23 protein-coding genes are annotated in these 24,727 nt (G+C 70.5%); 16 read left to right on the forward strand and 7 right to left on the reverse strand.

Translation table 11 applies throughout. The annotated features are described in order from the left end of the window. The first annotated feature begins 60 nt into the window (after positions 1-60). On the forward strand, positions 61-480 hold the full coding sequence (locus tag AA23TX_RS04115; protein WP_155541248.1) for a MarR family winged helix-turn-helix transcriptional regulator: 420 nt from the start codon (positions 61-63) through the stop codon (positions 478-480). Positions 481-634: 154 nt separating this feature from the next. Continuing rightward, positions 635-1,555 (forward strand): cation diffusion facilitator family transporter, encoded by a 921-nt coding sequence (locus tag AA23TX_RS04120; RefSeq protein ID WP_155541249.1) that lies wholly within the window; start codon positions 635-637, stop codon positions 1,553-1,555. Here AA23TX_RS04120 and AA23TX_RS04125 read toward each other — a convergent pair whose 3' ends face one another. Further along, complete coding sequence (locus tag AA23TX_RS04125; RefSeq protein WP_155541250.1) at positions 1,556-2,266, reverse strand: DUF305 domain-containing protein; 711 nt, start codon at positions 2,264-2,266, stop codon at positions 1,556-1,558. Further along, positions 2,263-3,090: a thioredoxin-like domain-containing protein gene (locus tag AA23TX_RS04130; RefSeq protein WP_155541251.1), complete on the reverse strand. Its 828-nt coding sequence runs from the start codon at positions 3,088-3,090 to the stop codon at positions 2,263-2,265. Before AA23TX_RS04130 ends, AA23TX_RS04125 begins: the two co-directional genes overlap by 4 nt. A 196-nt stretch (positions 3,091-3,286) precedes the next feature. Here AA23TX_RS04130 and argS point away from each other — a divergent pair, with 196 nt between their 5' ends. The 8 genes from argS (at position 3,287) to prfA (ending at position 13,673) form a co-directional block, all read left to right on the forward strand. After that, positions 3,287-4,942: an arginine--tRNA ligase gene (gene argS / locus AA23TX_RS04135; RefSeq protein WP_155541252.1), complete on the forward strand. Its 1,656-nt coding sequence runs from the start codon at positions 3,287-3,289 to the stop codon at positions 4,940-4,942. Positions 4,943-4,945: 3 nt separating this feature from the next. Next, positions 4,946-6,376, forward strand: a complete 1,431-nt coding sequence (lysA, locus tag AA23TX_RS04140; RefSeq protein ID WP_155541253.1) for a diaminopimelate decarboxylase — start codon at positions 4,946-4,948, stop codon at positions 6,374-6,376. Between the two features lie 5 nt (positions 6,377-6,381). Next, positions 6,382-7,695, forward strand: a complete 1,314-nt coding sequence (locus tag AA23TX_RS04145) for a homoserine dehydrogenase (protein WP_439328743.1) — start codon at positions 6,382-6,384, stop codon at positions 7,693-7,695. 76 nt (positions 7,696-7,771) lie between these two features. Continuing rightward, complete coding sequence (thrC, locus tag AA23TX_RS04150) at positions 7,772-8,833, forward strand: threonine synthase (protein ID WP_155541255.1); 1,062 nt, start codon at positions 7,772-7,774, stop codon at positions 8,831-8,833. Further along, on the forward strand, positions 8,830-9,717 hold the full coding sequence (gene thrB / locus AA23TX_RS04155; RefSeq protein ID WP_155541256.1) for a homoserine kinase: 888 nt from the start codon (positions 8,830-8,832) through the stop codon (positions 9,715-9,717). The genes thrC and thrB overlap by 4 nt, the downstream gene beginning before the upstream one ends. A 399-nt stretch (positions 9,718-10,116) precedes the next feature. Beyond that, entirely contained in the window at positions 10,117-12,114 is a 1,998-nt protein-coding gene (gene rho, locus AA23TX_RS04160) for a transcription termination factor Rho (protein WP_155541257.1), read from the forward strand. Positions 12,115-12,295: 181 nt separating this feature from the next. Beyond that, positions 12,296-12,526: a 50S ribosomal protein L31 gene (gene rpmE / locus AA23TX_RS04165; protein ID WP_155541258.1), complete on the forward strand. Its 231-nt coding sequence runs from the start codon at positions 12,296-12,298 to the stop codon at positions 12,524-12,526. Positions 12,527-12,602: 76 nt separating this feature from the next. Further along, the gene (gene prfA / locus AA23TX_RS04170) at positions 12,603-13,673 is read left to right on the forward strand and encodes a peptide chain release factor 1 (protein WP_155541259.1); all 1,071 of its coding nucleotides are present in this window, start codon (positions 12,603-12,605) and stop codon (positions 13,671-13,673) included. Here the strand turns inward: prfA and AA23TX_RS04175 are convergent. From AA23TX_RS04175 to AA23TX_RS04190, 4 genes are all read right to left on the reverse strand, one after another. After that, positions 13,565-13,984: a hypothetical protein gene (locus AA23TX_RS04175; RefSeq protein WP_155541260.1), complete on the reverse strand. Its 420-nt coding sequence runs from the start codon at positions 13,982-13,984 to the stop codon at positions 13,565-13,567. The genes prfA and AA23TX_RS04175 overlap by 109 nt on opposite strands. Positions 13,985-14,059: 75 nt before the next feature. Further along, a complete protein-coding gene (gene wsfD / locus AA23TX_RS04180; RefSeq protein ID WP_155541261.1) occupies positions 14,060-15,523 on the reverse strand; it encodes a glycan biosynthesis hexose transferase WsfD in 1,464 nt (487 codons plus the stop codon). Positions 15,524-15,541: 18 nt separating this feature from the next. Further along, complete coding sequence (locus AA23TX_RS04185; protein ID WP_155541262.1) at positions 15,542-15,973, reverse strand: GtrA family protein; 432 nt, start codon at positions 15,971-15,973, stop codon at positions 15,542-15,544. Beyond that, positions 15,970-16,971: a glycosyltransferase gene (locus tag AA23TX_RS04190; RefSeq protein WP_155541263.1), complete on the reverse strand. Its 1,002-nt coding sequence runs from the start codon at positions 16,969-16,971 to the stop codon at positions 15,970-15,972. The genes AA23TX_RS04185 and AA23TX_RS04190 overlap by 4 nt, the downstream gene beginning before the upstream one ends. Before the next feature lie 245 nt (positions 16,972-17,216). Here AA23TX_RS04190 and prmC point away from each other — a divergent pair, with 245 nt between their 5' ends. Then, on the forward strand, positions 17,217-18,083 hold the full coding sequence (gene prmC / locus AA23TX_RS04195; protein WP_155541264.1) for a peptide chain release factor N(5)-glutamine methyltransferase: 867 nt from the start codon (positions 17,217-17,219) through the stop codon (positions 18,081-18,083). 473 nt (positions 18,084-18,556) lie between these two features. Here the strand turns inward: prmC and AA23TX_RS04200 are convergent, their stop codons facing one another. Continuing rightward, positions 18,557-20,530: a M6 family metalloprotease domain-containing protein gene (locus tag AA23TX_RS04200; protein ID WP_155541265.1), complete on the reverse strand. Its 1,974-nt coding sequence runs from the start codon at positions 20,528-20,530 to the stop codon at positions 18,557-18,559. Positions 20,531-20,711: 181 nt separating this feature from the next. On the opposite strand from AA23TX_RS04200, the gene AA23TX_RS04205 reads away from it, so the two are divergent. The 5 genes from AA23TX_RS04205 (at position 20,712) to AA23TX_RS04225 (ending at position 24,721) form a co-directional block, all read left to right on the forward strand. Next, the gene (locus tag AA23TX_RS04205) at positions 20,712-21,362 is read left to right on the forward strand and encodes an L-threonylcarbamoyladenylate synthase (protein WP_155541266.1); all 651 of its coding nucleotides are present in this window, start codon (positions 20,712-20,714) and stop codon (positions 21,360-21,362) included. A 74-nt stretch (positions 21,363-21,436) separates the two neighbouring features. Continuing rightward, entirely contained in the window at positions 21,437-22,594 is a 1,158-nt protein-coding gene (locus tag AA23TX_RS04210) for a glycosyltransferase family 4 protein (protein WP_155541267.1), read from the forward strand. 49 nt (positions 22,595-22,643) lie between these two features. Further along, positions 22,644-23,087, forward strand: coding sequence for a Cg1360 family ATP-synthase-associated protein (locus tag AA23TX_RS04215; RefSeq protein WP_155541268.1), 444 nt, complete (start codon positions 22,644-22,646; stop codon positions 23,085-23,087). 532 nt (positions 23,088-23,619) lie between these two features. Beyond that, entirely contained in the window at positions 23,620-24,405 is a 786-nt protein-coding gene (gene atpB / locus AA23TX_RS04220) for a F0F1 ATP synthase subunit A (RefSeq protein WP_155541269.1), read from the forward strand. A 55-nt stretch (positions 24,406-24,460) separates the two neighbouring features. After that, positions 24,461-24,721 carry an ATP synthase subunit C-like protein gene (locus tag AA23TX_RS04225; RefSeq protein ID WP_155541270.1) on the forward strand — a complete coding sequence of 87 codons (261 nt, stop codon included), beginning with the start codon at positions 24,461-24,463 and terminating at the stop codon, positions 24,719-24,721. Positions 24,722-24,727 lie beyond the last annotated feature (6 nt).

Raw genomic sequence — 24,727 nt, forward strand, 5'->3', positions numbered from 1 at the left:
ACTAAAATGACTATAGGCATGGATGGTTCATGTAGTCAACTATCGGCTTACACTCGGCGGATGAGCGCTGACCCGATCACCGACGACGTCGTCGCCCTGCTCGCGCGGATCGTCGACCGGTTCGTCGGCTCCTACGAGTCCGCGGCGGCCGCGCAGGGGCTGACGACGGTGCAGGCCAAGGTGCTCGAAGCGCTCGGGGAGCCGTTGCCGATGCACCGGATCGCCGAGAAGCTGAACTCCGAGCGCTCGAACGTGACGGGGATCATCGACCGCCTCGAAGCGCGCGGCCTCGTCGAACGCCGGTCCGACGAGCGCGACCGGCGGATCAAGAACATCGTGGCCACGCCCGCGGGAGCCGTGCTGGCGCGCGACTTCCGGCGTTCGCTGGGGTTCGCGGCCGAACCGCTCGCCGCACTGGGCCCGGACGATCGCGTGCACCTGCGTGACCTGCTGCGGCGGATGGTCGACGTCGAAGCGTGACCGGTCCGCCCGCTGGGAAACCCCGCCTGGTGGATTGGACGCCGCGAGTCCGCGGAGTAGCTTTCGGACGGGTGAACTTAGGGTTCCCTCTGTTGCACATATGCGCATCCGACTATATGTTTGGCCCCGACGGTGAACCGCGAACGGAGGCGTAATGGGACACGGCCACGGGCACGGCCAAGCGGTCGCGCCGGCGAGCGCGTCGGGCCGGTACGTGCGGAGCCTGACCATCGCCCTGTGCATCGGCTTCGGCTTCATGGTGCTCGAGTTCATCGTCGGCTTCACGACCGGCTCGCTGGCCCTGATCTCCGACGCGGCGCACATGTTCACCGACGTCCTCGGGGTGGGGATGGCGCTCGCCGCGATCATCCTGGCGCGGCGCACGGGCCCCACGGTCAGCCGCACGTTCGGGCTCTACCGCGCCGAAGTGCTGGCCGCGCTGGCCAACGCGGTCCTGCTGTTCGGTGTCGCGGGGTACGTCCTCGTCGAGGCCGTCGGCCGGATCGGCGACCCGCCCGCGGTGCCCGGCCTGCCGGTGCTGCTGGCCGCCACGGCCGGTCTCGCGGCCAACCTCGTGTCGTTCGCCGTGCTGCGCTCGGGAGCGAAGGAAAGCCTCAACGTCCGCGGCGCCTACCTCGAGGTGCTGGCCGACCTGATCGGCTCGGTCGGTGTGCTGATCAGCGGCGCGCTGACGCTGCTGACGGGCTGGCGCTACGCCGACCCGATCATCGGCGTCGCGATCGGGCTGTTCGTGCTGCCCCGCACGTGGACGCTGGCCCGCCGCGCGCTGCGCATCCTGTTCCAGCACGCGCCCCAGGGCGTCGACGTCGGCGCGATCAACGCCGAGCTGGCCGCACTGCCGGGGGTGGCGGACGTGCACGACCTGCACGTGTGGACGCTGACGTCGGGCATGGAGGTCGCCTCGGCGCACCTGACGCTGGCGCCGCCCGCCCAGCAATCGGACGTGCTGCTGGATGCGCAGAACCTGCTGTCCTCGCGGTACGCCATCGAGCACGCGACGCTGCAGGTGGAGGCACCGCACTGCGCCCGGCGGTGCCAGGAGCTCAGCTGGTAGCTAAGGCAGCGGCTGCGCGCCCCGGCCCGAAAGCATCAGCTTCATCTGGTCCATCTCCGCGCCTTGCGACGTAAGAATGCTGCGGACCAGCGCCTGCAACGCCGGCATCGAGGAGTGCGACGCCGCGTACTGGGCCATCGCCGTGCCGCCCTGGTGGTGGCGGAGCATCAGCTGGAGGAAGTACACGTCCAGCTCCTTGCCCGACAGCGAACGCAGCTTGGCCAGCTCCGCCTCGGTCGCCATGCCCGGCATCAGGGCACCGGCACCCGGGTTGACCGAGGACGTGCCCATCGCCATGCCGTCGTGGCCCGCCATCGGCTCGGTCATCCACTTCATCGGCGCGCCGATGGCCTGCTCCGGCTGGTCCCACAGCATGAGCCAGCCCTTCATCCGGCCGACCTGCTCGAGCTGCGTGCGCTCGATGTCGAAGGCCAGCTGGCGGATCTCCGGATCGGTCGAGTGGTCGCGCGCCCAGCCGGCCATCGTGACGGCCTGCAGGTGGTGCGTCGACATGTCCTGGGAGAAGCCGACCTCGACCGACCCCGCCACCGGTGTGGCGGCGGCGGGGTCGTCGTCGATGGTGCGGGTCAGGAACATCCCTGCCGTCGCGCCGATGAGCAGCACCGCGAGCAGCGTCCCGCCGATGATCACCCAGCGGGACCAGGTCGGCTGCTCGGGGGCGTCGGTCTCGACGTCGGCTTCGGTGCTCACTTGGTGGGCGTCGCCGAAGGCGCGGGGGCGCCGGTCGAAGGAGCGGGCTGCTGCTGGCCCATGCCGCCGGTCTGGTCGGCCTGCGCACCCGTGCTGCCCTTGTAGTCCATCGCCTTGGCGTCCGGGCCCGGCTTCGACGGGTCGAACGGCGGCGGGTTGTCCGGGTCGAACTGGCCGGGGCCGAGGGCGTCACAGGAGGCGCCGACCTCGGGGTAGACACCGTTCGGGTTGCTGCGCAGCGCGGCGATGAACTCGTCGATCCGGGCGTCGTCGGCGGCGTCCAGCTTCAGCTGGTGGCCCCACGACTGCAGCGAGATCGGCTTGTCGAGGCCCGGGTACGGCGAAAGCATCGTGTACGGCTTGCCCTCGGCGCGGACCTTCAGCAGGTTCAGCGCGTCCCCGGTGACCTGCTGCGGGTTGTAGGCGATCCAGACGGCGCCGTGCTCCAGCGCGTGGACCATGTTCTCGGTCCGGACGGCGTTCGGGTACACCGTGCCGGTGCAGGTGGCCCAGTAACCGTCGTGCGGGCCGCCGAACGGCGGGGTCTTGTCGTAGGCGACGCGCTCGGTCGGGAGCACGTGCACGCTGCCGGTGTAGGTGGCCGTCACCACGCCGGGGATGCGCTTGGAGGGGTCCGGGTCGGACGCCGTCGGCGCGAACGACGCGGCCGCTGCTTCGCGGTCCTTCTGCTCACGCTTCGGCGCGGACGCCACCATGTAGTAGGTGATCACGGCGCCGGCCAGTGCGACGATGGCCACGACGGCGATGATCGTGCCCCACGGCGTGCCCTTCTTGCTCACCACGGAACCGCGGGCCGCCTTCACCGCCGACCCCTTTTTCCGAGTTGTCCCGTTCGCCATGGCTCCCGCGTTCTCCCTCTGGTGGCTGCGGACGGATTCCCGCCCCGGCCAGTGTAGAGACCGGCCGTCTGATCACCGTTAACGCCTCACGTGGATGCCCGCCGTGACGTGGCCGAGACCGATGCGAGCGCCCCACCTGGGCACACCTAGAATTCGGCAGGTGACTCCCGCCGCTCTCGCCGACCTGGTCCGCAGCTCCGCCGTGCAGGTGCTCGCCGCACGCGGCATCGACGACGCCGTGCTGCCGGAGCAGGTGACCATCGAACGCCCGCGCAACCCCGACCACGGCGACTACGCGACGAACCTGGCCCTGCAGGTGGCCAAGAAGGCCGGGCTGAAGCCGCGCGAGTTCGCCGAAGCGCTCGCCGAAGCGGTCTCCGCGGACGACGGCGTCGCCTCGGCCGAGGTCGCCGGCCCCGGCTTCCTCAACTTCCGGCTCGCCGCGGCCGCGCAGGGCGACATCGTCCGCCAGGTGCTCGAGGCCGGCGCCGCGTTCGGCCGCGGGGACGCGCTGGCCGGCACGAAGATCAACCTCGAGTTCGTCTCGGCCAACCCGACCGGCCCGATCCACCTGGGTGGCACCCGCTGGGCCGCGGTCGGCGACGCGCTGGGCCGGGTGCTGGGCGCGCAGGGCGGCGAGGTCACCCGCGAGTACTACTTCAACGACGCCGGCGCCCAGATCGACCGGTTCGTCCGGTCCCTGATCGCCGCCGCGAAGGGCGAGCCCGCGCCGGAGGACGGCTACGCGGGCGGCTACATCAACGACATCGCCGCCGAGGTCATCAAGGCCGAGCCGAGCGCGCTCTCGCTGCCGGAGGAGCAGCGGCACGAGACGTTCCGCCGGATCGGCATCGGCCTGATGTTCACCGAGATCAAGCAGAGCCTGCACGAGTTCGGCACCGACTTCGACGTCTACTTCCACGAGAACTCGCTGCACGAGTCCGGCGCGGTCGACGCCGCCGTCCAGCAGCTGAAGGACTCCGGGAACCTGTACTTCGAAGACGGCGCCTGGTGGCTGAAGTCGTCGGAGTACGGCGACGACAAGGACCGCGTCGTCATCAAGCAGGACGGCAACCCGGCCTACATCGCCGGCGACCTGGCCTACTTCAAGGACAAGCGCAACCGCGGCTTCGACCTGTGCATCTACATGCTCGGCGCGGACCACCACGGCTACATCGCCCGCCTCAAGGCCGCCGCCGCCGCGTTCGGCGACGACCCGGCGACCGTCGAGGTGCTGATCGGCCAGATGGTCAACCTGGTCAGCGACGGCAAGCCGGTGCGGATGTCCAAGCGCGCGGGCACCGTGATCACCATGGAGGACCTCGTCGAGGCAGTCGGCGTCGACCCGGCCCGCTACGAGCTGATCCGCTACTCCGTGGACTCCACTTTGGACGTCGACCTGGACCTGCTGCGCAAGCACTCCAACGACAACCCCGTCTACTACGTCCAGTACGCGCACGCGCGGCTGGCGTCCCTGCAGCGCAACGCCGCCGATCTCGGCCTCAAGTCCACTTCGGACGTCGACTTCGGACTCTTGACCCTGCCCGCCGAGGGCGACCTGATCCGCACCATCGGCGAGTTCCCGGAAACCGTGCGTCGCGCCGCCGAAATGCGGGAGCCGCACCGGATCGCGCGCTACCTCGAAGAACTCGCGGGCGCCTACCACAAGTTCTACACCGTGGGCCGGGTGCTGCCCATGGGCGACGAGGAGGCGACCCCTCTGACGTACGCCCGCCTCGCGCTGTGCGAGTCCGCCCGCCAGGTCCTGGCGAACGGCCTCGCGCTCCTCGGTGTCTCCGCTCCGGAACGGATGTAAGAAATGGCTCACCCCGCGGGCCCCAGGCACGCCGACGTCTACCCCCACGCCGACACCTCCGGGCTCCAGCCGTCGGGAGCCGAGGAGCTCGACAAGCTCCCCGCGAAGGTGTGGCCCCGCAACACCTTCCGCGCCGCCGACGGCGTCGTCCGGATCGCCGGGGTCGACGTCCGCGAGCTCGCCGAAAAGCACGGCACGCCCCTGTTCGTGGTCGACGAGGCCGACTTCAAGTCCCGCTGCGCCGACTACGCCGAGGCGTTCGACGACCCGACGCTCGTGCACTACGCGTCGAAGGCGTTCCTGTCCATCGAGATCGCCCGCTGGGTGGCCGAGCAGGGACTGAGCCTCGACGTCTGCAGCGGCGGCGAGCTCGCCGTGGCGCAGCGCGCGGACTTCCCGGTCGAGCGGATCACTTTCCACGGCAACAACAAGTCGCCCGCGGAGCTCGAGGCCGCGGTCGTCGCCGGGGTGGGCACGATCGTGCTCGACTCGTACTTCGAGATCGCCCGGCTGGCCGACATCGCCGCGCGCCACGACGTCGTGCAGGCGGTGCTCATCCGGGTCACCGTTGGCGTCGAAGCGCACACCCACGAGTTCATCGCGACCGCCCACGAGGACCAGAAGTTCGGGTTCTCGCTGGCCGGGGGCGACGCCGCGGAGGCGGTGCGCCGGGTGCTCAACGCGCGCTCGCTCAAGCTCGTCGGCCTGCACAGCCACATCGGCTCGCAGATCTTCGACGCCGACGGCTTCGAGGTCGCCGCCCGCCGCGTCGTCGGGCTGCTCGCCGATCTCGCCAAGGAGCACGGCCCCGAACTGCTCGACCAGCTGAGCCTGGTCGACCTCGGCGGTGGCTTCGGCATCGCCTACACCGAGAAGGACAACCCGCCGCCGCCGGCGCAGATGATCACGCAGATCCGCGAGATCGTCCGCAAGGAGTGCGCGTACGCGGGCCTGCCGGTGCCGCGCATCGCCGGCGAGCCGGGCCGCGCCATCGCCGGTCCCGGCACGGTCACGCTGTACGAAGTCGGCACCATCAAGGACGTCTCGCTCGGCGACGACCTGTCGCGCCGGTACGTCAGCGTCGACGGCGGGATGAGCGACAACATCCGGACCGCGCTGTACGACGCGGTGTACGACGTCCGGCTCGTTTCCCGCTCCGCGGAAGAGGCCGGCCAGCCGGTCGGGGCCGTACTGTCCCGGGTGGTGGGAAAACACTGTGAGTCCGGCGACATCGTCGTACGAGACTGCTGGTTGCCCGACACGCTGGCTCCCGGCGACCTGCTGGCGGTCGCGGCGACCGGTGCCTACTGCTACTCGATGGCGAGCACGTACAACCGGCAGCCGAGGCCGGCCGTGGTCGCCGTGCGCAACGGCGGCTCCCGGCTGCTGCTGCGGCGCGAGACGACCGACGACATGCTGCGCCTGGAGGTCTGAACACAGTGACTGCCCCAGAGGAACGACGGGCCGTCAAGGTCGCCCTGCTCGGGTGCGGGACCGTCGGCGGCGAGGTCGCCCGGCTGCTCGCCGAGCAGGCCGACGAGCTGGCCGCCCGGGCGGGGGTGGCGGTCGAGCTGGCCGGCATCGCCGTCCGCCGCCCGGACAAGCACCCCGAGCTGCCGCCGGAGCTGCTGACCGCCGACGCCGAGAAGCTCGTGACCAGCGACGACGTCGACGTCGTGGTCGAGCTGGTCGGCGGCATCGAGCCGGTGCGCGGCTGGCTGCTGGCCGCGCTGAAGGCCGGGAAGTCGGTCGTCACGGCGAACAAGGCCCTGCTGGCCGAGCACTCCGCCGACCTGTTCGAGGCGGCCGACGCCGCGGGCGCCGACCTCTACTTCGAGGCCGCGGTCGCCGGGGCCATCCCGCTGCTGCGCCCGCTGCGCGAGTCCCTCGCCGGTGACCGCATCACGCGCGTGATGGGCATCGTCAACGGGACCACGAACTACATCCTCTCCGCGATGGACTCGACCGGCGCCGGCTACGCCGAGACGCTCGACGAGGCCAGCCGCCTCGGGTACGCCGAGGCCGACCCGACCGCCGACGTCGACGGCTACGACGCCGCGTCGAAGGCCGCGATCCTCGCGTCGCTGGCGTTCCACACCCGAGTGACCGCGTCGGACGTGCACCGCGAGGGCATCGCCGACGTCACCGCCGCCGACCTCGGCGCGGCCCGGATGCTCGGCCGCACGGTCAAGCTCCTGGCGATCTGCGAGCGCGTGGCCGACGACGACGGCGTCGAGTCGGTTTCCGCCCGCGTGCACCCGGTGATGATCCCGCGCAGCCACCAGCTGGCCGGGGTGGGCGGCGCGTTCAACGCTGTCTACGTCGAGGCCGACGCCGCCGGCGAGCTGATGTTCTACGGCCAGGGCGCCGGTGGCGCGCCGACCGCGAGCGCGGTGCTCGGCGACCTCGTCGCGGTGGCCCGCAACCTGGTCGCCGGCGGCCGCGGGCCGCGCGAGTCCGCGCACGCGGCGCTGCCGGTGCGGCCGATGGGCCAGACGCCGACCCGGTACCACGTAAGCCTTTCCGTGGCCGACCGCGCCGGTGTGCTCGCCCAGGTGGCGCAGGCGTTCGCCGGGCACGGGGTGAGCATCGCGGCCGTCCGGCAGAGCGACGTCGGCGACCGCGCGAGCCTGGTCGTGGTGACCCACCAGGCCCCGGACGCGGCCTTGCAGTCCACTGTGGACGAGATCGCCAAGCTCGACGTCGTCCACGAAGTCGTCAGCGTGATGCGGGTGGAAGGCGAAGACCAGTGAGCGACGCTTGCGAGCGAACCATGGAAATCATGCGCCAGACAGGATCAGACACTGTCTCGCGGAGCGAGGCGATCGCATGAGCAGTCAACCCTGGCCGGGAATCATCGAGGCGTACCGGGACCGCGTCCCGGTCCCGGACGGGGCGCAGGTCGTCACGCTCGGGGAAGGCAACACGCCGCTGCTGCCCGCGCGGTACCTGTCCGAGCTGACCGGCTGCGAGGTCCACCTCAAGGTCGAGGGCGCGAACCCGACGGGCTCGTTCAAGGACCGCGGCATGACCGTGGCCATCACGCACGCGCTCGCCAGCGGGCTCAAGGCGGTGATCTGCGCGTCGACCGGCAACACGTCCGCCTCGGCCGCGGCCTACGCCGCCCGCGCCGGGCTCACCTGCGCCGTGCTGGTGCCGCAGGGCAAGATCGCGATGGGCAAGCTCGCCCAGGCCGTCCTGCACGGCGCGCGGATCCTGCAGGTCGACGGCAACTTCGACGACTGCCTCGAGCTGGCGCGCAAGACCGCCGCCGACTACCCCGTCACGCTGGTCAACTCGGTCAACCCGGTGCGCATCGCCGGCCAGAAGACCGCGGCGTTCGAGATCTGCGACGCGCTGGGCGCGGCACCGGACATCCACTGCCTCCCGGTCGGCAACGCCGGGAACATCACCGCCTACTGGGCGGGGTATTCGGAGTACGCGGCCGACTCTGTGGTGAAGAACACCCCGCGGATGTTCGGCTTCCAGGCGGCCGGCGCGGCACCGCTGGTGCACGGCGAGCCGGTGGCGGAGCCGGAGACCGTCGCGACGGCGATCCGGATCGGCAGCCCGGCGTCGTGGACCGCCGCGGTGAAGGCGAAGGACTCCTCCGGCGGGCTCTTCGAAGCCGTGACGGACGAGAAGATCCTCGAGGCCTACCGGCTGCTGGCCGGGCGCGAGGGCGTGTTCGTCGAGCCGGCGTCGGCCACCAGCGTGGCCGGCCTGCTGGCCACGGCCGCCGACGGCAGGCTGCCGCGCGGCTCGCGCGTCGTCTGCACCGTCACCGGGCACGGCCTGAAGGACCCGCAGACGGCCCTGGCGGGCAACGTCGAGGTGGAACCCCTCGCGGTGGACCCCACGGCGGTCGCGGCGGCGCTGGACCTGCGGTGACCGGCGGTTTCAAGGTCACCGTCCCGGCGTCGACGGCGAACCTCGGGCCGGGCTTCGACGCCTTCGGCATGGCCTTGGGCCTGCACGACGTCGTCGAGGTGCGGGTCATCGACGCCGGGCTCAAGGTCGAGGTCATCGACGCCGGCGCGGGCGGGGTCGAGGACGTCCCCACCGACGAGACCCACCTCGTCGTGCGCGCCATCCGGCGGACCTGCGCGCACCTCGGCGTCGAGCCGCCGGGCCTGCACCTGCGCTGCTACAACGCGATCCCGCACGCGCGGGGGCTCGGCTCGTCGGCGGCCGCGGTGGTGTCCGGCGTCGCCGCCGGGTACGCCCTCGCGGGCCGCGAGATCGACGCCTTCGAGGCCCTGCAGCTGGCCGCCGGCTTCGAAGGCCACGCCGACAACGCCGCGGCGAGCCTGGTCGGCGGCCTCGTCGTGGCCTGGTGCGAAGGCTCGGAGTTCCACGCCGAGCGGCTCTTGCCGCACCCGTCGATCCGGCCGGTCGTGGCGGTGCCGTCGGTGCGCTCGGCCACCGCGACCACGCGCGGCCTGCTGCCGGCGACCGTGCCGCACGCCGACGCCGCGCACAACGCCGGTCGCGCCGCGCTCGCCGTGCACGCGCTGACGGCGAAGCCGGAGCTGCTGCTCGCGGCCACCGAAGACCGCCTGCACCAGCACTACCGGGCTCCCGCGTACCCGGCGAGCGGGGAGCTGGTGGCGACGCTGCGTACACGCGGAGTAGCCGCCGCGGTCTCCGGAGCCGGTCCGACGGTGCTCGCGCTGACCACGACGGGAATATTGCCGCCAGGGGTCGACGTTGAGGGCTTCGACGTCTTCGAGCTGCCCGTGGATCTCGCGGGAGTGCAGGTTGCGGCTCAGTAAAGGCTGGGTCACGTGCTCGCCGCCCCGCCCGCCACGCGGGGGGTGGTTGTTGCACCCGGCACCGGCGCGGTCTACCCTCGGGGGCGTTCGATCACCGTGCGTTTCCGCACCCGATGCCGGTCTCCGGATCGCATCCTTCGTTGATCCGCCGAATCCGCACCGCCTGGCAAGCGGGGTAACGCGGAGGAACGTAGGCGGGTTTCCGGTTTCGGCGGTGCCGAATTCCGTGTCCTCCGAATGGAGGACGCAAACCCCTGTGGTGGAGGCGCTCCAGCTGTGTTTCGCACGGCCGAAGAGCTCATCTCCCGTATCGGGGGGCAGATACGCCGGTTCGCGATCAGAAGCGAGCGGCAGTCCGCTGATCCGCCTGGAGGCGTGGATCGGTCAGGAAGGACATGTGTGAGCAACACCGATCTTTTGAGCGACGTGGGTAGCAGCGCCGCGGAGTCGAACGGCACCACCCCCGCTCCCAAGAAGACGGTCGGCGGGTTGACCGGGAAGACCGTGGCGGAACTGCGTTCGCTGGCTGGGGAGCTCGGCGTCGGTGAGACGACGGGCATGCGCAAGGGCGATCTGATCGCCGCGATCCGTGAGCGTCAGGGCAAGTCGCGCAAGCGTCCGGCCGCCGAGACGCTGCCCCTCGAGGGCGTCGGCGAGCCGCCGAAGGCGGCCGCGCCGAAGGCCAAGGCCGAGGCGCCCGCGGCGCCGGCCGAGACCGAGCCGAAGGCCGAGGCCCCGGTGGCGAGCGCCCCGGCCGTGGAGGCCCCGCAGCAGGCCGAGCGCCCGCAGCAGGACAAGCAGGACGGCCAGCAGGGCCAGGACGGCCAGCCCGAGGAGGGCGGCCGCAGCCGGCGTCGTCGCGGCTCGAACCGCGCCGCCGGGTCGCCCGACGGCCAGCAGGGCGGTGACCGCCAGCAGAGCGGCGACCGTCAGCAGGGTGACCGTCAGGCCGGTGGGGACCGTCAGCAGGGCGACCGCCAGCAGGGGCAGGGTGGCGGCGGCAACCGCGACCAGCAGCGCCAGGGCGGCGGCCGCAACGACAACCGCCAGGACGGCAACCGTCAGCGCAACCAGCAGGACGGCGGCAGCCGCGGCGGCCAGGACAACCGCGACAACCGTGACAACCGCGCCCAGCAGCCGGACGACGACGAGGAAGGCGGCCGTCGCGGCCGTCGCTTCCGCGACCGTCGCCGCCGGGGCAGTGGCGGCGGCCAGCGTGACGGCGGTTCGCCGGACACCGAGATCCGCGAGGACGACGTCCTGCTGCCCGTCGCGGGCATCCTGGACGTGCTCGACAACTACGCGTTCGTGCGGACTTCCGGCTACCTCGCCGGCCCGAACGACGTGTACGTCTCGCTTTCGCTGGTCCGCAAGTACGGCCTGCGCCGCGGTGACGCCATCACCGGCGTCGTGCGCCAGCCGCGTGACGGCGAGCAGCAGCGGCAGAAGTTCAACCCGCTGGTGCGCGTCGACTCGATCAACGGCCTGGAGCCGGACGAGGCCAAGCGGCGTCCCGACTTCACCAAGCTGACCCCGCTGTACCCGAACGAGCGGCTGCGCCTCGAGACCGAGTCGCACAAGCTCACGACCCGCGTGATCGACCTGATCATGCCGGTCGGCAAGGGGCAGCGCGCCCTGATCGTGTCGCCGCCGAAGGCCGGTAAGACCACGATCATGCAGGACATCGCGAACGCGATCTCCACGAACAACCCCGAGTGCCACCTGATGGTCGTCCTGGTCGACGAGCGTCCGGAAGAGGTCACGGACATGCAGCGCTCGGTGAAGGGCGAGGTCATCGCCTCGACCTTCGACCGGCCGCCGGCGGACCACACCTCGGTCGCGGAGCTGTCGATCGAGCGGGCCAAGCGCCTGGTCGAGATGGGCCACGACGTCGTCGTGCTGCTCGACTCGATCACGCGTCTCGGCCGCGCGTACAACCTGGCGGCCCCGGCGTCCGGCCGGATCCTGTCCGGTGGTGTCGACTCGACCGCGCTCTACCCGCCGAAGCGGTTCCTCGGCGCGGCGCGCAACATCGAGAACGGCGGTTCGCTGACCATCTTCGCCACGGCGATGGTGGAGACCGGGTCGACGATGGACACGGTCATCTTCGAAGAGTTCAAGGGCACCGGCAACGCGGAGCTCAAGCTCGACCGCAAGATCGCCGAGCGCCGCGTGTTCCCGGCCGTCGACGTCAACCCGTCCGGTACTCGCAAGGACGAGCTCCTGCTGAACCCGGACGAGCTGGCCGTGACCGTGAAGCTGAGCCGGGTGCTGCACGCGCTCGACTCGCAGCAGGCCATCGACCTGCTGATCTCGCGGCTGCGCAAGACGAAGACGAACGTCGAGTTCCTGATGCAGGTGTCCAAGACCGCCCTCGGCGGCGGCGAGGACGACTGAACGTGCTCATCGGAGGCCTCCCCGCCACCCGCGGGGAGGCCTCCGGCGCGTTCGGAATACCTGGTCAGCGGGGTGCGTTCCAGTGATCGTCAGCCCGTCTGGCAGAATTACCCGCTGAAGTCCGGCACCGGTTCACCCCGCGAGAACGACTGGGGACCCGGAGCCAACGAGAGAGGACACCATGAAGAGCGGTATTCACCCCGAGTACGTGGTCACAGCCGTGAACTGCGACTGCGGAAACAGCTTCACCACGCGCAGCACCAAGACCAGTGGCGACATCCACGTCGAGATCTGCTCGAACTGCCACCCGTTCTACACGGGCAAGCAGAAGATCATGGACACCGGTGGCCGGGTCGCGCGCTTCGAGGCTCGCTACGGCAAGCGTCAGAAGAAGGACGCCGACGCCAAGTAGCTTTTTCCACGGCGCCCACCCGCACGCGCGGGTGGGCGCCGTTCTTTGTGCGGAACCGGGCTGAGAGGTGGCAGAGGTGGATTCGAGCTCGCTCAAGGGGCTGCTCGCCGAACACGCGGAGCTGGAGACCCAGCTCGCGGACCCGGCGGTGCACGCCGACCAGGCGCGCGCCCGCAAGCTCGGCCGCCGCTACGCCGAGCTGACGCCGGTGGTGCGGGCCGTCCAGGACCTGGACACCGTCCGCGACGACCTCGCGGCCGCGCGGGAGATGGCTTCGGAGGACGCGGAGTTCGCCGCCGAGGCCGAGGAGCTGAGCGCGCGGATCCCCGACCTCGAGTCGAAGCTCACCGAGCTGCTGCTGCCGCGCGACCCGTACGACGGCTCCGACGTCGTGATGGAGATCAAGTCCGGCGAAGGCGGCGAAGAGTCGGCCCTGTTCGCCGGCGACCTGCTGCGGATGTACCTGCGCTACGCCGAGCGCCACGGCTGGAAGGCCGAGGTCCTCGACTCGGTGGACTCCGACCTGGGCGGCTTCAAGGACGTCACGCTGTCGATCAAGACGAAGTCGGCGGTCGTCGACGGCGTCTGGTCGCGCCTGAAGTTCGAGGGCGGCGTGCACCGCGTCCAGCGCGTGCCGGCGACCGAGTCGCAGGGCCGGATCCACACGTCGGCGTCCGGGGTCCTGATCTACCCGGAGCCGGAGGAGGTCGAGGTCGAGATCGACCCGAACGACCTCCGCATCGACGTCTTCCGGTCCTCGGGCCCGGGCGGCCAGAGCGTCAACACGACCGACTCGGCGGTCCGGATCACGCACCTGCCGACGGGCATCGTCGTGTCGTGCCAGAACGAGAAGTCCCAGATCCAGAACCGCGCGCGGGCCCTGCAGGTGCTGCAGGCCCGGCTGCAGGCGATCGCGGAGGAGGAGGCGGCGGCGAAGGCGTCCGACGCCCGTCGTTCGCAGGTCCGGACGGTGGACCGCTCGGAGCGGATCCGGACGTACAACTTCCCGGAGAACCGGATCTCCGACCACCGAGTCAACTACAAGGCGTACAACCTGGACCAGGTCCTGGACGGCGACCTGGACGGCGTGCTGGACGCGCTGGCGACGGCGGACCGCGAAGAGCGCCTGGCCGCTTCGGCGGGCTGAGCCGCCCCACGGCCCGAGTCGGTCACCGGAGTGGACTGGTCCGACCGGCGGATGCTGACCGACATCGAGTGCGACCCGGACGCGTCGTCGTAGACCTTGGCGCAGTTGGTGCCGCCGCTCGCGCTGGAGTACCAGAGGTGCAGCGAGCCGGCCAGGTCCCCGAGCTGGTTCTTCAGGGACTTCGGAAACCCGGAGACCTCGCTGCCCGGACAGGTCGCCACCGTCGCCTGAGCTTGCGTGACGGGCGCCACGACGACCCCGGCCACCACGACACCGGCGACGACGGCGAACTTCCGCACGAATGACCGCATCTTGCTTCCACAACCAGCGGTGCCCGGGCTGGTCCCGGACCACCGCCGTCCCCACGTGCGGGAGGCCGGAACGGTTTAGCGGACGCCGGGCTTCTCCGGCTCGCGGAAGGCCTCGAAGACCTCGGTCGCCGGCTCCTCGTCCGGGGCCTCTTCCGGCGCGGGCTCGGGCTGCGCCGGCTTCGGGAACAGGCTGAGCACCGCGAACACGAACGCCAGGAACGTCGGGAACAGCGTCAGCAGCTGGTGCTTCACGCCCTCGACGCCCTCACCGAGCGCCGACAGCCCGAACTGGCCCACCGCGAACAGCAGCAGGAAGAACACGACGACGCCGTACTCGCGCTTGCGGCGCCGGAACGCCCGCACGCCGGCCCAGCCGATCAGCAGCCAGAACGGCACCAGCACGAACAGCCCCAGCGGCGCCGCGAGCTTCGACAGCCCGGAGAACACCGGCACCCGGTACTCCTGGGCCATCTTCGGGAACCCCGCCGACTCGGCGAAGCTGCCCAGCCGGGCCGGGCGCGCCGTCAGCGTGTCGGTCGCGCCCTGCTGGAGGATCTGCAGCGTGCGCGTCGGGTGGGCCGCGTAGTACTGGACGACGTTGCGGCGGCTGATCTTGTCGCGGAAGCCGTTGTAGTCCGCGTCCGTCCACGGGTGCGCCGCCCACCAGCCGGTGCCGATGAACTTCTTCGCGCTCGGCGGCAGGCCCAGCGCCGCCAGGTCGGCGTCCGTGTCGTGCTTGCCGTCCACGATGCTGTCGAACACCACGTGGTACATGTTCGCTTCGCGGTACTCGGCGTTGGCCGGGTCGCCGTGGGACTGCACCGCGGCCGTCCCCGCGCCCACGACCACCAGCACGCCCAGCGGCAGCAGCCACCTCGCCCAGCCGCGCTTGCCCACCGGCCGGATCAGCGCGAGCGCCACCACGAACAGCGGGATCAGCAGCAGCGTCTGCGACTTCGCGTTGATGCCGATCAGCGCGCCCACCACGGTCAGCGCGGCGCCCCAGTACCGCCACGCACCCGTGCGGTTCATCAGCAGCAGCCCGCCGGCCATCAGCAGCATTCCCACGAACCCGGCGCCCTCGCTGAGCACCGACGCGAAGTAGCCGAAGAAGGCCGAATCGGCCATCACGAGCAGCAGCAGCACCGCCGCGATGACGCGGTTGCGGGTGCTCAGCTCCAGGCCGAGGACCGTGGCCGCGATGCCGGCGGCGATGAGCACGCACGTGATCGCGCCGAGGACCAGCAGGTTGAGCTCCGCCGACGAGCCGAGCACCTTGCCCAGCTTGCTCGCGAACCAGTCGAGCCACGCCTGGCTCGAGATGTAGTCGCTCTTGCAGGCCGAACCCGGCCCGTAGCTGAAGTGCACGTAGAACTCGGAGCTGAGCTCCGGGTGCCGGCCGCCGAGGTCGCACAGCAGGCGCCAGCCGTCGCCGTTGTCGGCCATCCCGACCGGCCTCGGCACCAGGAACCGGACCAGCAGGACGCCCAGGGAAAGGACGAAGACACCCAGGCCGAAGCGCAGTTCACGGAATCGCACTCGGAACAGCGTACGAGATCACGCAGAGTCGACCGGCGCCGCACCGGGAACGGGCGAAACCGGCCGGTGGCGGAACACCACGTAGTGGTAGAGCAGGTAGTTCCAGAACAGCCCGACGACGATGGCCGCGCCCTTCGGCACCAGCAGGTTGACGCCCGGAAAAAGGTGGCTCACCAGCGTGATGACGCCGAACTGGATCACCCAGAGCCCGAACGCCGTCACGCCGAAGAACAGCAGGGCCTGCCGGCGGATGTCGCCGTCCTTCGCGCGGAAGGTGAAGTTCCGGTTCAGCGTGAACGACAGCAGCATGCCCGCCGTCGTCGAGATGAAGTTGGCGACGAACGTCGGCACGCCGAGCGTCGCCAGCAGCGCGTACCCCAGCGCGTCGACGAGCGTGTTGCCGATCCCGACGATCCCGAAGCGCACCTGCGTGGCCGTGACGAACCTCATCGGGCGGCGCTCCGGCTGTCTTCGCCCGCTTCGGCGGCCGACGGGACGCCCGTGCGCACCGACGCCACCGTGTACAGCGGCCGGTTCTGGACCTGCGAATACGTGCGGCCGATGTAGCTGCCGAGCACGCCCAGCATGATGATCTGGATGCCGCCGAGGAAGAACATCGCGATGGTGATGAACGCCCAGCCGGGCACCGCCGTCTCCGGCGCGAACAGCTTCACGCCGACGACGTAGAGCACGCCGAGGAAGCTCAGCATCGAGATGAGGTACCCCATCCGCGTGATCATCCGCAGCGGCGTCGTCGAGAACCCGAGGATGCCGTCGGCGGCGAAGCGCAGCATCTTCGTCAGCGGGTAGCCGGTGACGCCGGCGTGGCGCTGGTCGCGGTCGAACAGCACCGCCGTCTGCCGGAACCCGACGTAGCTGACGAGGCCGCGCAGGAACCGGTCGCGCTCGCGGTACTTGCGCAGCTCGTCGACGACCTTGCGGTCGACCAGGCGGAAGTCGCCGGTGTTCTTCGGGATCTCGACCGCGGCCATCTTCTGGAGGAACCAGTAGAAGGCACTCGCGGTGAACCGCTTGAACGGCGAATCCCGGCGCGAGCGGCGCTGCGCGTAGACGACCTCGTAGCCCTCTTCCCACTTCTCGAGCAGCTCGAGGGCGACCCGCGGCGGGTCCTGCAGGTCGCTGTCCATGATGACGGTGGCGTCGGCGTCCACCAGGTCGAGCCCGGCGGTGACGGCCATCTGGTGCCCGAAGTTGCGGGACAGCTCCACGACCGTGACGCGGGGGTCGCGCGCGCCCAGCTCGGTGAGCCGGTCCAGGGAGGCGTCGCGGCTGCCGTCGTCGACGTAGATGAAGCTGAAGTCGTACCGCCCGGCCAGGGGCGCGGTGACCTCGTCGACCGTGCGGTGCAGCAGGTCGATGTTCGCTTCCTCGTTGTAGATGGGGAAGATGAACGCGACCCGGCGGCGCGGGGTCGGATCGGTCGGCACTGGCGCTCCCGGGGGTCGGCGTCTCGGGCATCGGTGGAGATCGGCGACGCCCCGGCCAGGATATCCGCGCGGGCCGGCACCGGAAGCTTCCCCGTGCGGATCCATTCTGGCGGTGAGCCGTGTTTCGTGGCTGTTTGTCATGCCCGTGACGGGGCCTCGATACGCTGGACGGCGTGGGACCGGCGCGTGTCCTGACAGGGGAGTTCCGCCTGGTGTGCCAGGCTTGACGAGGTGAAGGACGACGAGTGAATCGGCAGCCGCTGCGCCTGGCCATCATCGAGGCCACCCGGATTCTCGACCGCGCCGGCGTCGCCTCGCCGCGGTTCGACGCCGAGGTGATCGCGGCGCACGTGCTGGGGGTCGAACGCGGCAGGCTGCCGATGGTGCCGCTGGTCGACCCGCCGGTGATCGAGGCCATCGGCCAGCTTGTCCAGCAGCGCGCGAAGCGGATCCCGCTGCAGTACCTGACCGGCTGGGCGGCGCTCGGGGACATCACGGTGGCGGTCGGCGCGGGGGTGTTCGTGCCGCGGCCGGAGACCGAGCTGCTGCTCGAATGGGGCGTCAAGTTCCTGCAGGGGCGCGAGTTCCCGGTGGTGGTGGACCTGTGCACCGGTTCGGGGGCGCTGGCGCTGGCGGTGGCCAACGCCCGGCCGGACGCGGTGGTGTACGCGGTGGACGTCGACCCGCAGGCGCTGGCCTGGGCGCGCCACAACGCCGACGTCCACGCGGACGCGGGCAACACCCCGATCCGCCTGTACTCGGGTGATATCGGCGACCCGACGATGTTCGCCGAGCTCGACGGCCTGGTCGACCTGGTGCTGTGCAACCCGCCGTACGTTCCGGAGGGAACCCCGGTGCCCCCGGAGGTCGCGGAGCACGACCCCCCGCGCGCGGTGTTCGCGGAGGAGAGCGGCCTGGCGGTGATCCGCCACGCGATCGCGGCGGGCGCGAGGTTGCTGCGCCCGGGAGGCGGGCTGGCGATCGAGCACGACGACACGCACGGATCGGCGGTTCCGGCGCTGGTCCGCGCCCGGCGGGTGCTGACGGGCGTCGAGGACCACGCCGACCTGACGGGGCGGGCGCGGTTCGTCACGGCTCGCCGGCTGGGCTGAGCGGGCCGCCCGGGAGACTCTCAAGCAGCCCCCGCCACTCCCTCAAACAGCCCCCGCCACTCCCAGGGGGGGGGCGTCCCCGGCTCCAGCGTATCGGCCCCCACCGCCGAAGAACCGCGAAAGCCGCCGCTGCGGCCTCGTTGTCCACAACCTGACCAGGCTGTGGACACGAGGCCGTCGCAGCGGCGGCGGGCGTTACGACGAGACCTACCCAGTGGTGGCCTTGTCCCTATCAGCGGTCCCTCGATGCCACCAGACCCGGTGACACCACCCCCGGATCATGCGTGCGACTGGGGGCGTCGGTCATGCCGGGCCTGGTGACCACAACTCCCTGGTCGGGAGCCACGAAAAAGGTAACGGGGGCGTCCCCGGCTCCAGCGTATCGGCCCCCACCGCCGAAGAACCGCGAAAGCCGCCGCTGCGGCCTCGTTGTCCACAACCTGACCAGGCTGTGGACAACGAGGCCGTCACGCTCAGAAGCCGAACGCCGTGCAGCTCGCCGTAGCGGTCTTGGACGGGTCGCTCACCGACGTCGCCGTCAGCTTCACCCGAGCCGCCAGGTCACCGCCCGCCCCGCGCTTCGCGTACGCGGGCACCTTCACGTGCCCGCCGAACTTCGCCGTGGCCAGCTCGTTCGGCAGCCGGACCTCCCAGCCGCGGGCGTCCGTCGACACGCTCAGCCGGTACGTGTCCGTGTCGTACGGTGCCTGCGCTCCCCGGGCCGCACCCGTGTTGAGCAGGCCGAAGTCGCAGGTCGCGAGGCCGCCGCGGGCGAACGCCGGCAGCGCCGGGGTCAGCGCCGCCCCTCGGGCCTGGCTGCCCGCGCCGTCCAGCGAGGCCACCGTCACCGTGTACGACAGCACGCCGCGACGATCCCGCGCCAGGTCGGTGATCAGGAACCGCAGCCGGTTCGCCTGGTCGGTGTACTCGTACGGGCTCGACGCCTCGGTGCCCGCCTTGAACAGCGCGTCGTTGAGCTGCCGGTAGTCACCGATGGTGATCTTCACCGGCGTTCCGTCCGGCTTGGTGTAGTCGGTGATGCCGATGTCCTGCGGGTTCGCGTCGATCACCCAGTCGAAGGGCGCGTTGTCCTTGTTCTTCGTCTTGGTGATCATGACGCCGGAGTCCGGGGCGAAGGAGTCCGCGCCCATCCGGTCGACGACCTCGACGGTGTAGTTGTCGTAGCCGCCGCCGTCGCAGAACGGGTCCTTCGCGCGGTCGCACTTCGGCGCCTTGTCCCCGCCGGTGAGCTTGATGTTCAGGCCGGTGAACGCTCCCGGCTGCGCCTCCGTCTCCCGCGCGGTCAGGCGGGCCGACACCGGACCGGAGGACGCCAGCGCGTTCCGGTCCAGCTGCAGCACGTCCGCCGGGTCGACGATGCCGAGCTTCAGCTTGTTGCGCAGCTGGTGCTGGGCACCCATCGAACTGCCCTGCGTCGCCGGGATCTGCCAGCGCGTGTGCGGGCCGCCGGGCCCGTTGAACGTGCCGCGCGACAACATGTCCCACGGCCCGCTGTAGCTGCGTGACGGCGGCACGCCGAACGGGTTGTTGTAGTTGTCGCCGATGCCCAGGATGTGGCTGAACTCGTGGGCGTAGGTCGACTGGCCGGAGCTTTCGGCCTGCACCGAGCTGCCGTCCTGCGCGTTCGGCCAGATGCTGGCGGCCGACTTCCACGACGTCCACGGCACGTACCGCGTCGCGGCGTAGTTGGGCAGGTCGTGGTTCGGCGGGCCGAACGCGTCCGGCACGTTCTCCTTCGCGCCGAACTTCATCTCGCCGAACTCCTGCCAGGTCGAGCTCTCGTCCTGGCCGGCGGAGAGGTAGAAGACGAAGTCGAACTGGTTCGCGGTGTCGCCGACGTCGGCGCGCCAGGCGTCGCCGGCGTCCTTGCGGATGTCGCGGTTGCAGTTCGCGCCCGGCGGGCAGGCGCTCGGCTGGAACTCCATGCCGTACTCGTAGGACTGCCCGGGCATCCGGTACGGCCCGAACGCGGTCAGCTGGACGCCGAACCGGCCGCCGGAGTCCTCCATCCAGTACTCGTTGATGGTGTGCCCGTTGTTGAGCGCCTCGGGCTTGTTGAGGAAGTCCTGGTAGTACTGCGCGACGGTCGCGCGCGGGAGGTCGGCGGCGGTCGGCGCGGGGTTGCCGAACACGGTCGAGTGCGCGGGTTGCGTGACGACGAAGTCCTGGTCGGGGTAGTCGGCGAGGACGACGGCGCCCTTGAAGGTGCGCTGAGTGGGCTTGAGCGACGGGTCGGCCCAGTTCGTGCCGGGCACCTTCTTGTAGTCGGACCACGTCATGTGGTCCTGGTTCTCCCAGTGCGCGGCGTCGATCGGGGCCGGCCAGCCGCGGGTCAGGGGCTCGGCGGCGGCGGTGCCGGTGCCGAGCCCGGTGAGGACGGTGACCGCGGCGAGCAGGGCGAGCGCTTTCGAGGTTCTGGGGCGCATCTGCGGCTCCTTCACTGGGAACCCACGGGGGTGGTGGTTCCCAGTGATCGACCGTATTGAGCCACGCTGTCCCGGTTCTGCCTCGGGGCGAGGTTTACCCGCTTGCCCCACGACGAAAGTCGGGCGGGTGTGTGTGACGCGGCGAACGCCCGCTCCGGCGCCCGGACTACTCTTGGCGCTCATGAGCGTGGTCTACGACTGCAGCAAGCGGGAGTCCCGGGCCGACGGGCTGTCGGCGGCCGCCGGGGCGGTGCGGTCGAGCAGGCTGGTCGTCCTGCCGACCGACACGGTCTACGGCATCGGCGCCGACGCGTTCGACGCGGGCGCCGTCCAGGCGCTGCTGCGCGCGAAGAACCGCGGCCCGGACATGCCGGTCGGCGTGCTCGTCGGCTCGTGGTCCACTGTGGACGGTCTGGTGCTCGGCGTGCCCCCGCAGGCCCGTGCGCTCATCGAAGCGTTCTGGCCCGGCGATCTGTCCATCGTGCTCCCGCACGCGCCGAGTCTGCAGTGGAACCTCGGCGACGCCCGCGGCACCGTGATGCTCCGGATGCCGCTGCACCCGGTGGCGCTGGAGCTGCTGCGCGACGTCGGCCCGATGGCCGTGTCGAGCGCGAACGTCTCGGGCCGCCCGCCGGCCAGCACCGCGCAGGAGGCGCAGGAGCAGCTCGGCGACTCGGTCGCGGTGTACCTCGACGGCGGGTCGAGCGGCGAGGCCGTCGCGTCGAGCATCGTGGACCTCACCGGCACCGAGCCGGTGGTGCTGCGCGAAGGCGCCGTGGGCAAGGACGCCATCGCGGAGGTGCTCGGTGTTCCCGCGGAATCGTTGGCGTGAAGCCGGATCAAGGCGCCGGGCGCGGCACGATAGCGTGTCGCGGGTGACCCCGACCCCGCGAGCGTGACGCACCCGTGCCGCCCACATCCGGTCTTCTCCCCATCCGGGAATACATCCTCGTCGCGCTGACCGCGGCGGCGGTGACCTACCTGCTCACCGGCGTCGTGCGCCGGCTCGCGATCCGCGTCGGCGCGATCGCCAACCCGCGTGCGCGCGACGTCCACGTCGCCCCCATCCCGCGGATGGGCGGGATCGGCATCTTCCTCGGCGTCGCGGGCGCGATGGGCCTGGCCCACCAGCTGCCCGCGCTGTCGCACGGCTTCGACGCCTCGTTCGACTCGGTCGGCGTGCTGCTCGCGGCCGGGGTCATCTCGCTGATCGGCGCGCTCGACGACCGGTTCGAGCTGGACGCCTGGACGAAGCTGGCCGGCCAGGTCATGTGCGCCGGGATCCTGGTCATCTTCGGCGTGCAGTGGGTGTCGTTCTGGGTGCCGTGGGGCGGCAGCGGCGACTCGTTCGGCTCGGTGCTGGTGCTCGACAAGAACCAGGGCGCGCTGCTCACCGTCGTGATGGTCGTGGTGATGGTCAACGCGATGAACTTCGTCGACGGCCTCGACGGGCTGGCGGGCGGCCTCGGGTTCATCGCGGCGGCGGCGACGTGCGCGTTCTCCCTCGGCCTGCTCGACAGCTCGGGCGGCGACGTCGGCACGTACCCGCCGGCGCTGATCGCGGCCACGCTCGCCGGAGCGTGTCTGGGGTTCCTGCCGTACAACTTCCAGCCCGCGAAGATCTTCATGGGCGATTCCGGCTCGATGATGATCGGCCTGATGCTCGCGGGCGCGACGACGTCCGCGTCCGGGCGCGTGCCGTACCCGCAGTTCAGCGGCAAGGACGCGATCGCGCTGCTGTCGCCGCTGGTGGTCGTGGCGGCGGTGCTGTTCGTGCCGCTGCTGGACCTGATCATGGCGGTCATCCGCCGCACCCGCCGCGGCGAAAGCCCGTTCGCGGCGGACAAGATGCACCTGCACCACCGCCTGCTGGAGATCGGGCACTCCCAGCGCCGCGCGGTGCTGCTGATCTACTTGTGGGCCGGTATCCTGGCGTTCGGTGCGGTCTCGGTGACCCTGTTCGACGACGCGGCGGCGCTGTGGATCATCGGGATCGGGCTGGTGCTGGCGGTGGTGGTCTCGATCGTCCCCCGCCTGCGTTCGCGCAACCAGCCGGGGACCTGACCGGCCGCGTTCTCTACACTCGGAAGCCGAACCGAGCAGGGAGCAGGCCGTGAGCGAGACCGAAACGCCCGAGCAGGAGAACCCGCACGCCAAGGTGGTGCTGCAGGCCGCCCGTGCGATGACGAAGGCTTCGCTGCTCGTCACGCCGCCCGCGGTGATCGTCTGCATCGCGCTCTTCAGCATCCTCAACGGCATGCCCGGCTTCCTGGGCTCGCTCGTCGGCGGCGTGCTCGCCATGCTCGCGTCGCTGTCCACGCTCGGCATGATGCGGTTCAGCGCCGGCCAGGACCCGATGTTCGTCATGGTCATCGCGCTCGGCGGCTACGTCGTGAAGGTCGTCCTGCTGTTCGGGGCGCTGACCCTGCTGAAGGGCGTCACCGCGCTGCACCCGATGTCGCTCGGCATCACCATGATCGTGGCCATCATGGTCGCCGCCGCGGCCGAGTTCGCCGCCTTCCGCAAGACCAAGATCCCGACGATCATCCCCTCCTGACGACGGTCCGTTTTGTCGTGACCTTCCGTTACTCACGGTAAATCAGGCTGCGGCCGCCCGGGTGTGACCGGGGCCACAGGCATGCGCTTTCGTGCGTGCCCCGGGACCGCGCCGAAGCTGCCGCCTGCACCGTTGCGAATCCGGTCCCTCCCGGGCCCGGACCAGGGTCCCGGGTCGACCCGGGACTTAGGTCCTGGGCTGATCGGTTGGTATGGAGTACGCCTGTACGGCACTGATTGACCTGCTGGTATGGTCCGCGTCAAGGGTGGCGGCCTCGGCTGCACGCTCCCTAAGACGAACCGCGATCAGCAGTGTGGCGACCGTGTAGTTCCGCCTCTCCGCCGCTGGTCCGAAGTAGACCGCAGGGCAGTGTTCACGCGAGACAACCCCGTGTGCAGAACGTGAAGCCGTGTTCATCGCACAGTGGGGCAGCCGCCTCCGGCGTCCCGATGCGTATCGGGTACGTTAAGTCCAGATCGTGACGATTCCCCCGGCGGAGTGAACGCCGGCCGGGAGAACCGGAAGGAGCCCAGTGGGCGCGCTGGTATTGGCCGAGGGTGCTGTGTTCGCACCGCCCGGCGCCGAAAGCTTCGAGTTGCCGGCGTTGTTCGGCGGAGTCACCAAGCCGATGCTGCTCGTCGTGCTCTCGGTGGTCATCATCGCGACGTACTTCCTGCTCGCGACCCGCAAGCTTCAGGTCGTACCCGGCAAGGGGCAGTTCGTCGCCGAGTCCATCTACGACTTCAGCCGCAACAACATCGCGCGCGAACAGATCGGCTCGAAGGACTTCAAGCGGTATGTGCCGCTCGTTTTTTCGTTGTTCACCTTCGTACTGGTGAACAACCTCTACGGGATCATCCCGTTGCTCCAGTTCCCGACCATGGCGCGATTCGGTTTCCCGGTCGCTCTGGCGGTCCTCGTCGTCTACCCGGTGTACCACTACGCGGGCTTCAAGAAGCACGGCTTCGCCGGCTACTTCAAGAAGGAACTCGCGCCCCCGGGTGTGCCGAAGGCGGTGCTCCCGCTCTTCTCGCTGATCGAGTTCGCGGAGAAGTTCTTCCTGAACCCGCTCACGCTCGCCATCCGTGTCTTCGCCGCCATGTTCGCCGGTCACCTGATCCTGGCGGTGTTCACGCTCGGCGGCACGTTCCTGCTGACCGAGACGTCGAGCTGGGCGCTCAAGCCGGTTTCGCTCGTGGCCTGGATCTTCGCCATCGGGATGACCTTCCTCGAGGCCTTCATCCAGGTCCTGCAGGCCTACATCTTCGCCCTGCTTTCGGCGGGGTACATCGGCGCCGCGCTGGCGTCGGAGCACTGAGAACACAAGCCCCCGATCCACGCGAGCGCGTGGACCGAAGTGAAGGGAAACGCACGTGAGCAACATCGTTCTGGCCCAGGCCGCCGCCGAGCAGGCCGCCAACATCAACCCCGGCCTCGCCGCCATCGGTTACGGCCTGGGCGCGATCGGCCCGGGCATCGGTGTGGGTCTGATCTTCGCCGCCGTCATCAACGGCACCGCGCGTCAGCCGGAGGCCCAGGGCAAGCTGCAGGGCATCGGCTTCTCGACCTTCGTGCTGACCGAGGTTCTGGCCCTGATCGGCATCGTCATCTACTTCATCGCCTCCGCCGCCTGAGTCAGC

Source organism: Amycolatopsis camponoti, from assembly GCF_902497555.1.
Taxonomy (GTDB): Bacteria; Actinomycetota; Actinomycetes; order Mycobacteriales; family Pseudonocardiaceae; genus Amycolatopsis; species Amycolatopsis camponoti.